A 12,365-nucleotide genomic window follows, 5' to 3' on the forward strand; every position below is an offset into this window, starting at 1 on the left:
AAACGGCTTATTAGACAATTATTATCTTAACGTTTTAAACAAGAACGGTTGAACCCATCAGGTATTTATCCACTTCACGCGCAGCTTCGCGTCCTTCGTTGATGGCCCATACAACCAAGCTTTGACCACGTCTCATATCGCCAGCAGCAAACACTTTATCCACGTTGGTATTGAATTTACCATAACGTGCTTTCACATTGGAACGACGATCTGTCTCAAGATCAAGCTCTTGAATAATATCTTGTTCTGGCCCATCAAAACCGATGGCTATCAAAGCTAATTGAGCAGGATATACAGCTTCGGTGCCTGGAACAGGTTGATAGATCTTACGACCTGTCTCATCCACGATCCGGCGGATCTGTACAGTATGCAGTTCTTTCAAGTTACCTTCATCATCACCTACGAATTTAGTAGTCATAATAGAGAACTCACGCGGGTCATCCCCAAATATGGCTTTAGCTTCTTCTTGCGCGTAGTCTAGGCTATATACATTCGGGAATTGTGGCCAAGGGTTAGCAATCGGATCACGCTGAAGAGGTGCTTTTTCATGTGTACCAAATTGAGTGATACTGCTGCAGCCATGACGAAGTGCTGTAGCAACACAGTCAGATCCAGTATCGCCGCCACCCAAGACGATCACGTCTTTACCTTCAGCAGATACAAAGTTGCCATCTTCAAGATTGGAATTCAAATAGCTCTTAATCGTACCATTTAAATAGTCCATGGCGTACATAACACCCTTAAGCTCACTGCCTTCAACGTTAAAACGACGTGCCTTTGTAGCTCCACCACACAGAACAACCGCATCATACTCATCCACTAGCTGTTGAGCAGGAATATCCTTGCCAATCTCTGTATTCACTACAAAATTAATACCTTCTGCAGCTAATAAATCTACACGACGTTGAACAACTCTCTTATCGAGTTTCATAGTGGGAATGCCATATGTCAGCAGCCCGCCGATGCGGTCACTGCGTTCAAATACAGTTACTGTATGTCCAGCCTTATTAAGTTGAGCTGCTGCTGCGAGTCCAGCAGGTCCAGAGCCTACGATTGCAATCTTTTTGCCTGTACGTTTCTCTGGAGGATTAGGTACAACCCAGCCTTCTTCAAAGCCCTTATCAATAATAGCTAACTCAATGGTCTTAATGGTCACCGGCTGTCCAATTAGACCCACTGTGCAAGAGCCTTCGCAAGGAGCAGGACAAATGCTTCCAGTAAACTCAGGGAAATTATTCGTCTTATGCAGACGTTCCAGGGCTTCTTTCCAGAGTCCGCGGTACACCAAATTATTCCACTCTGGAATTAGATTATGAACTGGACAACCCGAGGTTCCTCCAGCCATATCAATTCCTGTATGACAATACGGCGTTCCGCAATCCATGCAGCGCGCTCCTTGTGTCTGAAGCTCGTCCTCGGATAAATGATGGTGGAACTCCTCCCAGTCTTTTACCCGCTGCTCAGGATCCCGATCACCTGGGAGCTGCCGTTTATACTCCATAAAACCTGTAGGTGTAGACATGTTTACGTTTCCCCCATCCGTTCTCTTCGTGTTGAAGTATAGTACATTGTAGCATATTGCGGCTTCGTATGGTCGTGAGCAGCGCAATGAAGTACCTGCACATTCTATACCTGTAGATTATCATTTCTAATTTTAATTATAGTAGCACTCATTACTTTTGCACAGTAATGGATTAATCTACTGATTTTTTGTACTATTTCACATGTTATGTCAGAGAAAACGTTTTATTGCTATTCCGTACGTTCATAAACAAGAAAACGGTAATCATACGGATTCTTTTCATCACGAATTCCCTTCTTATTGGAAACCTCTTTCCATACACTCCAGTCAATATCAGGAAACCGGGTATTTCCTTCAAAATCCTGTTCAATTTGCGTTAACATCAACTTGTCAGCATACGGCAACATCAGCTTATAAATTTCCGCACCGCCGATCACCATCAGCTCATCGTCTTTTCTACCCTCGCTGAGAGCTTCCTCAAGCGTGTGTACAACCTCTGCACCTTCAGGAGCATAATCAGTATCTCTAGTCATAATTAAGCTTGTTCTGCCCTTTAGAGGCTTCCCTCCAAGCGAATCCCACGTTTTGCGGCCCATAAGCATTCTCTTCCCCAGTGTTTCTGCTTTGAAATAAGCAAAATCAAGCGGTAAATGCCAAGGCATATCATTATCTTTTCCAATCACATGATTGGTGCCCATTGCCCATATTAAGCTAATACTCATGATACACGCTCCTTCCTACCTATATAGATTAAAAATCTTGATAACCATTAATTTATACTGCGATCGGCGCTTTTATCGAAGGATGCGGATTGTACCCTTCAATGATAAGGTCTTCCAGCTCGATATCAAAAAGTGATTTCTTATTTGAATTAATAACCAAGGTAGGCAATGGTCTTAAGTCTCTTGATAATTGCTCTTTTACTTGATCAACATGGTTTGAATAGATATGTGCATCACTAATGCTATATACAAACTCGCCTACTTCTAAACCACACTCATGTGCAATTAAATGTGTAAGTAAGGAGTAAGACGGGATATTGAAGTTAGCTCCAAGAAAAGAGTCAGCGCTGCGCTGCAGCAAGTGACAGCTTAATTTACCATTTGCAACATAGAACTGGAACATAACGTGGCAAGGTGGTAACGCTGCTTTACTCCCTTTTGCCCCAGCATTTATAACATCTTCCGGGTTCCATGCGCTTACAATTAAACGACGAGAATCAGGATTTGTTTTGATCTGATGAATTACATCTTGTAATTGGTCAATGGATTCACCCGTAGAAGATGTCCAATTTCGCCATTGCTTACCATAAACATTCCCTAGGTCACCATGCTTCGCTGCGAACGCATCATCTTCTAAGACACGATCACAAAATGCTTTCATCTCTGCTTGATAAACTTGATTGAAGTCTTCATCAATTAAACAACGATTCCCGAAATCAGTCATATCTGGACCTGTATATTCGTCTGATTCAACCCATCTTTTGAAAGCCCATTCATCCCAAATATGATTATTATTTTTCAATAAATAACGAATGTTTGTGTCGCCTTTAATAAACCATAATAATTCACTTGCGATTAAACGGAACGGTGTCCGTTTTGTTGTAAATAATGGGAAGCCTTTTGATAAATCAAATCGCATTTGATAACCAAATACACTAATAGTACCCGTTCCGGTACGATCTTCTTTTTTTACACCATTATCTAAAATACATTGTAAAAAATTCAAATAGGTTTGTTCTAACTCATTATTCAAATTACTGCACCTCCGTAATATTCCACCTCATATATTATATCTGAAAAATCCGATTTTTGTAGAAGGTAAGATATTTTTTAAATTTATTTAATAATCTGAGGAATTCACTACTCCGATATTCTTAACTCTACTCTAACCCCATAAGCACGAAGTGAGGCTTGTCCACCTACAGGGAAAGTAATCATAGGGGATGTATGTCCAAAGTCCACGTCTGCAATGACAGGAATGTCTGATAGCTCTTCTTTCGAAGTTATGATTTTGATCAACAGTTCTTTAGTCATACGTGATCCTTGTTGGAATCTGCCAATAACCAATCCTTTAACATGCTGAAAATCTGGTTGATGAATCAGCGATTGTAAATCCCTATCAAAGGTTGCAGGCGATGACTCATAATCATCCTCAAGAAATAATATCGAATTTTTTAAACTTGGCATATACTCCGTTCCCTGCAAAAGATTTAGTGTACAGAGGTTCCCACCGATAATTGTCCCTTTCGCTTCTCCATCATTGATAATGAACGGACCTTCATTTCTGATAAATACACGGTTCTCCTGATCCAGATACCACTCATCATCACTCCAATGCTTCGAAGGCCTCACCACTATTTCTTTGTTGTCCATCATCAGCTTACGGAAATATTCGGTGGTATATTCATTGTCGTGAAGCATTGCGAAGCTAGAAAAATGTGGTCCTGAATATGTAACTAATCCTGTTTTAGCATAGATTGCATTACTTAAAGCAGTAATATCCGAATACCCGCATAATCGTTTAGGATGCTCTGCAATGATGGAATAGTCGATATAACGTAGCAGTTGATTGCTATTAAAGCCTCCAATGGTCGTAAGAATCCCTTTAACATTCGGATCTAAAAAAGCTTCGTGCAAATCCTCTATTCTAGAATCGATCGATGAGGAAACAAAATCATCCTTCTCAAAAGAATTTACGGAAAATGATATCCGAAAACCTAATTTTTGCAGCTGTTCTTTGGCAATTTTCCTTTGTTCAGCAGCGATTAACGACAGACTTCTGGCAGGTGAGATGATTCGCAACTCATCACCAGGCTTTAACTTATTGGGTTTCATCATTTGTCCTCCCTATATAAGTTTTTAAAATACGGATGAATGATTTTATAGTGTATTCGCTCAAATTGTTTCATCTCCTCCCATTATATCTTTTTTCAAAAAAGTGGAAAACTCAAAAAGGCGAAACGCAAATGCGTTCCGCCTTTTTTGTGCCTGCTAGAGCAATTGGGTAGAGAAATTATTTCATTACGTGAATAGGGTGACCTTCAACCAGTTCAGCAGCTTCCATGACGATTTCGCCAAGGGTTGGATGCGCATGAATAGTCAAAGCGATATCTTCAAGTGTTGCGCCCATTTCAATTGCCAAACCAAGTTCAGCGATCAAGTTAGAAGCTTCGATACCAACGATTTGTGCACCAAGCACAAGATTGTTTTCGGAGTTAGCAACAATTTTGATGAAACCTTCTGGGCTGTTCAAAGATACGGCTCGGCCATTCCCTGCAAATGGGAACTTACCAGCTTTCACTTTGTAGCCTTTGTCTTTCGCTTCTTTCTCAGTCAAACCAACGCTTGAGCATTCAGGATCTGTAAACACAACTGCTGGGATGACTTTGTAGTCAACAACAGATGTAAGTCCTGCAATCGCTTCTGCGGCAATCTTACCTTCGTAAGAAGCTTTGTGAGCCAACGCCAGACCTGGAACAACGTCGCCGATAGCGAAGATGTTAGGAATGCTTGTGCGACCTTGGTGATCGACTTTGATCAATCCACGCTCGTCGAGCTCAAGACCGATCAGGTCTAGTCCAAGTTCACCATCAGTGTTAGGACGACGGCCTACAGTTACAAGCAAGTAATCCGCAGTAACTTCTTTGGATTCGCCACCAACAGAATATTTCACGGTAACTTCCTTGTCGTTCTGTACAGCACTTTCAGCTTTAGCGTTAGTTACGATTTCGATGCCAGTTTTAGCCATGTTTTTCGCAACAAGACGAGTCATATCTTTATCAAAGCCTGGAAGTACAGTATCCAAACCTTCGATGATTGTTACTTTAGTACCGAATTTGGAGTACATTTGGCCAAGTTCAGCGCCGATGTAACCACCACCGATTACGATCATGCTCTTCGGAATTTCTGGAAGCTCAAGAGCTTCAGTCGAAGATAGAATACGTCCACCGAATGGGAAAGGTTTCAGTTCAATCGGACGGGAACCTGTTGCAATGATACAGTGTTTGAAGCGGTAACGTGGGGATTCATGATCATTGAACACACGTGCTTCTGTGTCGCTGATAAACATGCATTCGCCGTTAAATACTTCAATTTTGTTGCCTTTCATCAAGCTAGTCACGCCGCTAGTCATTTTCTTAACTACGCCGTTTTTGAACTCTTGAGTTTTAGCAAAATCCACTTTAACGTTCTCAGCAGTAACACCGAAAACTTCACCATGCTTAGCAGATTCGAACTGATGTGCAGCAGCAATCAGTGCTTTAGAAGGAATACATCCACGGTTCAAACATACACCGCCGAGTTCCGATTTATCCACGATGAGGACTTTTTGGCCGAGCTGGGCGGCACGAATTGCCGCCACATACCCACCAGGACCTGCACCAATGACCAATGTGTCAATATCTAGAGAAGCGTCTCCTACTACCATAATTATACCTCCATAACCAGCAGCTCAGGATTATTGAGCAGCGATTTAATGTAGTTCATAAAGTTTTGAGCAGTCGCACCATCGATAATACGGTGGTCAAAGCTGAGTGACAACGCCATTACAGGAGCAACTACGATTTCACCATTCTTAACTACTGCTTTTTCACTGATACGGCCAGTTCCGAGGATAGCCACTTCAGGGAAGTTAATGATTGGAGTAAAGAACATACCGCCAGCAGAACCAATGTTACTGATGGAGATCGTGCTGCCCTTCATTTCGTTAGCAGACAATTTACCGTCACGACCACGAACTGCAAGGTCAGTGATGCTGCTAGCGATCATCCAGATGCTCTTACGGTCAGCATCTTTGATAACTGGAACGATCAAGCCGTTTGGTGTATCAGTAGCGATACCGATGTTGTAGTATTTCTTGTAAACAATCTCGCCTGCTTCTTCATCAATCATAGCGTTAAGCGCTGGGAATTGACGGGAAGCTGCAACCAATGCTTTAACAATGAATGGAAGGTAAGTAACCTTAACGCCTTTTTTCTCAGCGATTGGTTTCATCCGTGTACGGAATGCTACCAGTTCAGTAACATCTACTTCGTCCATAATTGTAACGTGCGGTGCAGTGTAAGCCGATTTTACCATTGCATTGGCGATCGCTTTACGAATGCCCTTGTATGGTACACGTTCTTCTTCAAGACTAACATTACCGCTCGCTGCTGCAGATGTTGCTTTAGCTTCAGTTTTAGCAGCCTTAGGAGCTTCAGAAGCTGCCGCTGCAGGAGTTGCCGCTGCCGCAGGTGCTGAACCACCTTTCAAGAATGCTTCAACGTCTTCACGAGTGATTTTGCCGCCTTTTCCAGTTCCGTTCACTTTAGAGATATCCACTTTTTGCTCACGAGCAAATTTACGAACGCTAGGTGTAGCCAACACATCACGGTCAGGTGCTGGTGCTGCACTAACAGATCCACCTTGTTTAGCATCAGATGGGCTAGTTGCTGCAGGGGAAGAAGTGGTATTTGCACTTCCTTTTGCTGCATCTGCTTCTGCGGAAGCATGACCCGCTTGTTCAGGAACGTCACCTTCTGCAGCAATGATAGCTACAACATCGCCAACACGGCATACTTGACCATCTTTAGTCAGAACTTCCAACACAGTACCGTTCACTGGACAAGGAACTTCAACTACTGCCTTGTCATTTTGAACTTCCATGATGATATCATCATCGGTTACTTTGTCACCGGCTTTGATATGCATTTTGATGATTTCACCTTCATGCAGACCTTCACCCAGTTCTGGGAACCGATATTCAAAGTTCGCTGATTTAGCATTCGCAGGAGCTGGTGCAGCAGGTGCAGGTGCAGCTGGAGCTTCTTCAGCAGCATGGCCTTCTTGCTCAGGCACGTCGCCCTCAGCTTCGATAATAGCTACAACTTCGCCAACACGGCAAACTTGGCCATCTTTAGTCAAAACTTCCAACACGGTACCGTTCACTGGACAAGGCACCTCAACTACCGCCTTATCATTTTGAACTTCCATTACGATATCATCATCCGTTACCTTGTCACCGGCTTTGATATGCATTTTGATGATTTCACCTTCATGCAAACCTTCACCTAGTTCAGGGAATCGGTATTCAAACTTTGCCACTTTGAAAACCTCCTTGTGAAATTGGGACTGATCTTATGGTTAGAATTCAGAAGAAGAAACGACGTTGTCATCCTTTATGGATGACAACCGTTTCTCATAGAAAAAATATTTTAGAAATCCAAAACTTTCTTCACGCCTGCAATAATACGCGCAGGGTTTGGAAGCCATGTATCTTCAATTTGTGCGAATGGATATACTGTGTCCGGACCTGCGATCCGAAGAACAGGTGCTTCCAAGTGCAGCAATGCTTTTTCGTTAATTTGCGCAATAACCTCAGCAGCAACACCGGAGCTCTTTTGAGCTTCTTGTACTACGATAGCACGGTTAGTCTTCTTCACAGACGCTACAATAGTGTCGATGTCGATTGGACTTACAGTACGAAGGTCAATAATTTCAACGTTAATGCCTTCTTTTTCGAGTTGCTCGGCTGCTTTGGTAGCTGTATGTACCATCAGCCCGTAAGTAATGATAGATACATCAGCACCTTCACGTACTACGTTAGCTTTGCCAAGTTCAACAGTGTATTCACCTTCTGGCACTTCAGCACGGAATGCATGGTAAAGGTTCAAATGCTCCATGAAGAATACAGGGTCATTGTCGCGGATAGACGCGATAAGAAGTCCCTTAGCATCATATGGGTTTGAAGGAATTACTACTTTAATACCCGGGCTTTGTGCAATCAAACCTTCGAGTGAATCTGTATGAAGCTCAGCAGCCTTAACTCCGCCACCAAAAGGAGTACGGAATACGATTGGAGCATTATATTTACCGCCAGAACGCCAGCGCAGACGTGCCGCTTGAACAACGATCTGATCAAGTGCTTCAAAGATAAAACCAACGAATTGAATTTCTGCAATTGGGCGGAAGCCTTGTACACCAAGACCAAATGCCAGACCACCGATAGCGGACTCAGCTAGTGGAGTATCAAAAATACGATCTTCGCCAAATTCCTTTTGCAGCCCTTCCGTTACACGGAAAACGCCACCTACATTACCAACATCCTCTCCGAAGATAAGAACGTTAGGGTCACGATTCAGTTCAACGCGCATCGCGTCGCGGATCGCTTCTTTCATATTCATTTGTGCCATTGCCTGATATCCCCCTTATTCAAAATCGGCTTTTTGCTCTTCCAGATGTTTAGGTGTTACTTCGAACATACTGTCGATCAAGCCAGGTATAGTCATTTTTTCGGTTTGTTCAGCTTTTTTAATCTGCTCGTTAACAGTAGCTTTCGCTTCGTCTTTCACGCGCAGCGTATCTTCTTCAGTCCAAAGACCTTTCTTCTCCAAATACTTGGCAAGACGGTTGATTGGATCCTTTTCGCTCCATTGTCCTTCTTCTTCTTTCGAACGATATTTACTTGCATCGTCAGAAAGGGAGTGTGGACGGAAACGGTAAGTTACAGCTTCGATCAATGTAGCACCTTCGCCATTACGTGCACGCTCAGCAGCGTCACGAACAGCACTGATTACTGCAAAGATGTCCATGCCGTCAACTTTAATTCCCGGGATACCAGCTGCAACCGCTTTGTGAGCGATCGATTTGGAAGCTGTTTGTTTTGCGAATGGAGTCGTAATCGCGTAACCGTTGTTTTGAACAAAGAAGATAACAGGCAGTTTAAAGCGACCAGCAAAGTTCAAGCCTTCATAGAAGTCGCCTTCAGAAGAACCGCCATCACCAGTGTAAGTAATTGCAACACTCTTTTGTTTCTTCAATTTAAAGCCCATTGCAATTCCTGTAGCGTGCAGGATTTGCGCGCCGATGATAATTTGTGGCATCAATACATTAACGCCATCAGGAATAGCTCCACCATGTTGGTGTCCACGGGAATATAAGAATGCTTGGTACAATGGAAGTCCGTGCCATACTAGCTGCGGAATATCACGGTAGCCTGGGCATAAGAAGTCTTCTTTCTCCAAAGCGTACTCGCTACCAATCATAGTAGCTTCTTGACCGGATACCGGTGCGTAGAAACCAAGACGGCCTTGACGACCAAGATTTACTGCACGATCATCCCAAGTACGGGTAAATACCATACGATACATAATTTCTTTCAGTTGATCGTCGGTTAAATCAGGCATTTTATCCTTGTTGATAATTTCTCCATCCGGGGAAAGTACCGTTAGAGCCTCGACGTCCTCTGTATACACTTCATAAGGAACTTTACTCATTATCTTCACCTCAATAAAAAAATTTGAATATCAGCTGCCTCTGTTATAATATTATTATACACCTGTTTGGTTACTTTCGTCAAAGAAATACTTATAAAATTTATATTCCTTTAAATTTTGTATGTATAACAGGTGATTTATTTTTATATAACAGTTTAAAGCTTTTGGAACAAGTAAATGATTAATCACACAGTTACTCAGCTATTCATTTTAGAGCAAACCGTTGTGTATTGCAAAATTCGACAAGAAAGGTGACGTGGCAACTATGAGCGATTCTGTTTTTCTGAAACGCACAATTGTAAAAGAAACGCTTTGGAGTAAACATCTGCAGGAGGAACGTAAATTACGCATCTATCTTCCTCCCGGCTACAACGAAGTCTTGAGCTACCCAGTGGTGTACTGCCAAGACGGCGAAGAGTTCTTTAACTTTGGCCGTATCGCTACACTCGCTGGACGTCTTATTATAGAAGAAGACGTGGAGCCCTTCATCATTGTTGGTGTCGAAGTAGACGTCGCTGTTCGAACTCAAGAATACGCTCCTTTTGGAAGCAGATTCAAGCAGTACTTATCTTGCTTTTCCGAAGAGATTATTCCCTTCATTGAACAAAAATATCCTGTGCGCCGTACTCCGGACGAACGAATCTTAGCAGGCGACTCCCTTGGGGGCAGTGTATCGCTCCACCTTGCACTTGCTTATCCTGCGATCTTCACACGTATCATCAGCCTTTCCGGTGCATTCTATCCTGAATCCCGCGACATGCTGGCTAAAGAAGAGGATCTCTCCTGGCTCAACATTAATATGGTCGTTGGTCTGCAGGAAACAGAATACAAAACGGATACTGGCATTTATGATTTTGTTCAGATGAATCGAGAAACAAAAACATTGCTTGAATCACGCGGGGCAACCGTATCCTACCGAGAGAAAGACGGACTTCATCTCTGGGGCTTCTGGCAGAAAGAGCTACCAGAATCTCTACTCTATTTCTTAAACGCATAATGACCTATTGATAGTAGTAAATAGTGAACATCTAAAGAACAGTATGTAGATTACTTGATTGCGCTTACAGTTAAATCCAGCAATTTCCCTCGATTTACCATATGAATCATACAGAGAGAGCTGTAATCCGAATGGGTTACAGCTTTTCTCTTATCATTCTTTCCAGCAATATGTCACAGCCCGCGTTGATCAAATCATATACCTGTTCAAAATTACCTGTAAAATACGGATCCGGCACTTCGCGCAGCTCCTCCTCAGGCAATAAATCCATGAAGAACATTAGCTCGGCGTCTTTCCCGCCTGGAATCTTCCGAACATTCTCTCCATTAGACTTGTCCATGCAGACGATATAGTCAAATTTTTGAAAATCTTCACTGTCGACTAGCCGCGCTAACATGTTCTCATAGCTAATGTCGTTCTGATCAAGGATACGTCTTGTTCCTTCATGCGGCTCTTTTCCTATATGCCAATCTCCAGTTCCCGCTGAGTCTACAAGAATCTTATCAGATAGTTCTCGTTCATTAATCTTATGCCGCAGAATAGCCTCCGCCATTGGTGATCGACAAATATTACCCAGACATACAAACAGTACTCTTACGATTTTGTTCACCTCCCGTTGTTAAACCTAATTATATGTGAATTTATACTCAAAAGATCGCACACTCTCATTTTAGCGTTCTCGAGGTCAATTGTGCAACCTTTCGATCTGCATTATACTGGACAGGATACTCAACAAGAGGTTTAAGAGGAGGAATGGATGTTATGTCATCCAAACGAGTCGTAATATTTGCAGGTGGAGAACTGTCTCCAGAATATTTCAACCTATTAGATGAAGATGATTTTATTATCGGTGCGGATCAGGGAGCGCTATTTCTCATTTCACACGGATATACACCAGATATAGCAGTAGGTGATTTTGATTCCGTTTCGCCTGAAGCGCTTCAAGACATTGAATCCAAAAGTAAGAAGACTATCACCTGTGATGCCGTGAACAAAGATTTGACAGATAGTGAGATGGCGCTAGATATTGCGATGGATCAGCAACCCGATTCTATTCTACTATTAGGTGTTACGGGTACTCGAATTGACCACTCCCTGGCTAGCATTCAAATGATGACAAGAGCCCTACAACGTCAAATCAACTGCTACGTCATGGACACTCATAACTATATAACCCTTACTGGATCCCAGGCTGTTATCAACGATTTAGGCTATACCTACGTTTCTTTACTGCCTTTAACTCCAGAAGTATCGGGTATTACCTTAGACGGATTTCAATATCCATTGACGGACGCTACACTAAAGCTTGGACAATCACTTGGTGTGAGTAACAAACTGGTTTCATCCTTAGGGACGGTTACCATTCGAAGTGGATTGTTGCTGATCATTCAGAGTAAAGACTAGATACATACGGATCATTTTCAACTTAAAAATGCTACTATTTTATAGTTTAGAAACATCATTGTAACTTTTATCTCAAATTCGAAAAAGCCGTGAAAACTCTTTTGTACCAAGGGTTTTCCGGCTTTTTTAAGATAATATTACATTAAATTATTAATTTTTTGTAACTTTTAATGAATTTTTAATAAAAC

11 protein-coding genes are annotated in these 12,365 nt (G+C 42.4%); 2 read left to right on the forward strand and 9 right to left on the reverse strand.

Annotation, left to right across the window (positions count from 1 at the left end):
- Nucleotides 1–34: 34 nt before the first annotated feature.
- From MKY19_RS16510 to pdhA, 8 genes are all read right to left on the reverse strand, one after another.
- Entirely contained in the window at nt 35–1,522 is a 1,488-nt protein-coding gene (locus MKY19_RS16510) for a glutamate synthase subunit beta (RefSeq protein WP_339796140.1), read from the reverse strand.
- Between the two features lie 230 nt (nt 1,523–1,752).
- Nucleotides 1,753–2,244 carry a dihydrofolate reductase gene (locus MKY19_RS16515; protein WP_149647325.1) on the reverse strand — a complete coding sequence of 164 codons (492 nt, stop codon included), beginning with the start codon at nt 2,242–2,244 and terminating at the stop codon, nt 1,753–1,755.
- A 52-nt stretch (nt 2,245–2,296) separates the two neighbouring features.
- Nucleotides 2,297–3,277, reverse strand: a complete 981-nt coding sequence (locus MKY19_RS16520; protein WP_339796142.1) for a thymidylate synthase — start codon at nt 3,275–3,277, stop codon at nt 2,297–2,299.
- 107 nt (nt 3,278–3,384) lie between these two features.
- On the reverse strand, nt 3,385–4,359 hold the full coding sequence (locus tag MKY19_RS16525) for a S66 peptidase family protein (RefSeq protein WP_042188804.1): 975 nt from the start codon (nt 4,357–4,359) through the stop codon (nt 3,385–3,387).
- A 178-nt stretch (nt 4,360–4,537) separates the two neighbouring features.
- Nucleotides 4,538–5,950: a dihydrolipoyl dehydrogenase gene (gene lpdA / locus MKY19_RS16530; protein WP_042188806.1), complete on the reverse strand. Its 1,413-nt coding sequence runs from the start codon at nt 5,948–5,950 to the stop codon at nt 4,538–4,540.
- A 2-nt stretch (nt 5,951–5,952) separates the two neighbouring features.
- Nucleotides 5,953–7,605, reverse strand: a complete 1,653-nt coding sequence (locus MKY19_RS16535; RefSeq protein WP_076283552.1) for a 2-oxo acid dehydrogenase subunit E2 — start codon at nt 7,603–7,605, stop codon at nt 5,953–5,955.
- Nucleotides 7,606–7,715: 110 nt separating this feature from the next.
- Entirely contained in the window at nt 7,716–8,693 is a 978-nt protein-coding gene (locus tag MKY19_RS16540; protein WP_042188810.1) for an alpha-ketoacid dehydrogenase subunit beta, read from the reverse strand.
- Between the two features lie 15 nt (nt 8,694–8,708).
- Entirely contained in the window at nt 8,709–9,776 is a 1,068-nt protein-coding gene (gene pdhA / locus MKY19_RS16545; protein ID WP_042188812.1) for a pyruvate dehydrogenase (acetyl-transferring) E1 component subunit alpha, read from the reverse strand.
- A 265-nt stretch (nt 9,777–10,041) separates the two neighbouring features.
- Between pdhA and MKY19_RS16550 the strand changes: the two genes are divergently transcribed.
- On the forward strand, nt 10,042–10,773 hold the full coding sequence (locus MKY19_RS16550) for an alpha/beta hydrolase-fold protein (protein ID WP_042188815.1): 732 nt from the start codon (nt 10,042–10,044) through the stop codon (nt 10,771–10,773).
- Nucleotides 10,774–10,909: 136 nt separating this feature from the next.
- Here MKY19_RS16550 and MKY19_RS16555 read toward each other — a convergent pair whose 3' ends face one another.
- On the reverse strand, nt 10,910–11,374 hold the full coding sequence (locus MKY19_RS16555) for a low molecular weight protein-tyrosine-phosphatase (RefSeq protein ID WP_339804361.1): 465 nt from the start codon (nt 11,372–11,374) through the stop codon (nt 10,910–10,912).
- 161 nt (nt 11,375–11,535) lie between these two features.
- Here MKY19_RS16555 and MKY19_RS16560 point away from each other — a divergent pair, with 161 nt between their 5' ends.
- Entirely contained in the window at nt 11,536–12,177 is a 642-nt protein-coding gene (locus MKY19_RS16560; protein ID WP_339796146.1) for a thiamine diphosphokinase, read from the forward strand.
- Nucleotides 12,178–12,365: the final 188 nt, after the last annotated feature.

Origin of the sequence: Paenibacillus sp. FSL R5-0744, assembly GCF_037972555.1 — a bacterium.
Taxonomy (GTDB): domain Bacteria; phylum Bacillota; class Bacilli; order Paenibacillales; family Paenibacillaceae; genus Paenibacillus_AQ.

Coding starts and splice junctions, on each gene's coding strand:
- MKY19_RS16515 (WP_149647325.1), bottom strand. CDS start 2,244: ATGAGTATTAGCTTAATATGGGCAATGGGCACCAATCATGTGATTGGA.
- MKY19_RS16510 (WP_339796140.1), bottom strand. CDS start 1,522: ATGTCTACACCTACAGGTTTTATGGAGTATAAACGGCAGCTCCCAGGT.
- MKY19_RS16550 (WP_042188815.1), top strand. CDS start 10,042: ATGAGCGATTCTGTTTTTCTGAAACGCACAATTGTAAAAGAAACGCTT.
- MKY19_RS16525 (WP_042188804.1), bottom strand. CDS start 4,359: ATGAAACCCAATAAGTTAAAGCCTGGTGATGAGTTGCGAATCATCTCA.
- MKY19_RS16560 (WP_339796146.1), top strand. CDS start 11,536: ATGTCATCCAAACGAGTCGTAATATTTGCAGGTGGAGAACTGTCTCCA.
- lpdA (WP_042188806.1), bottom strand. CDS start 5,950: ATGGTAGTAGGAGACGCTTCTCTAGATATTGACACATTGGTCATTGGT.
- MKY19_RS16540 (WP_042188810.1), bottom strand. CDS start 8,693: ATGGCACAAATGAATATGAAAGAAGCGATCCGCGACGCGATGCGCGTT.
- pdhA (WP_042188812.1), bottom strand. CDS start 9,776: ATGAGTAAAGTTCCTTATGAAGTGTATACAGAGGACGTCGAGGCTCTA.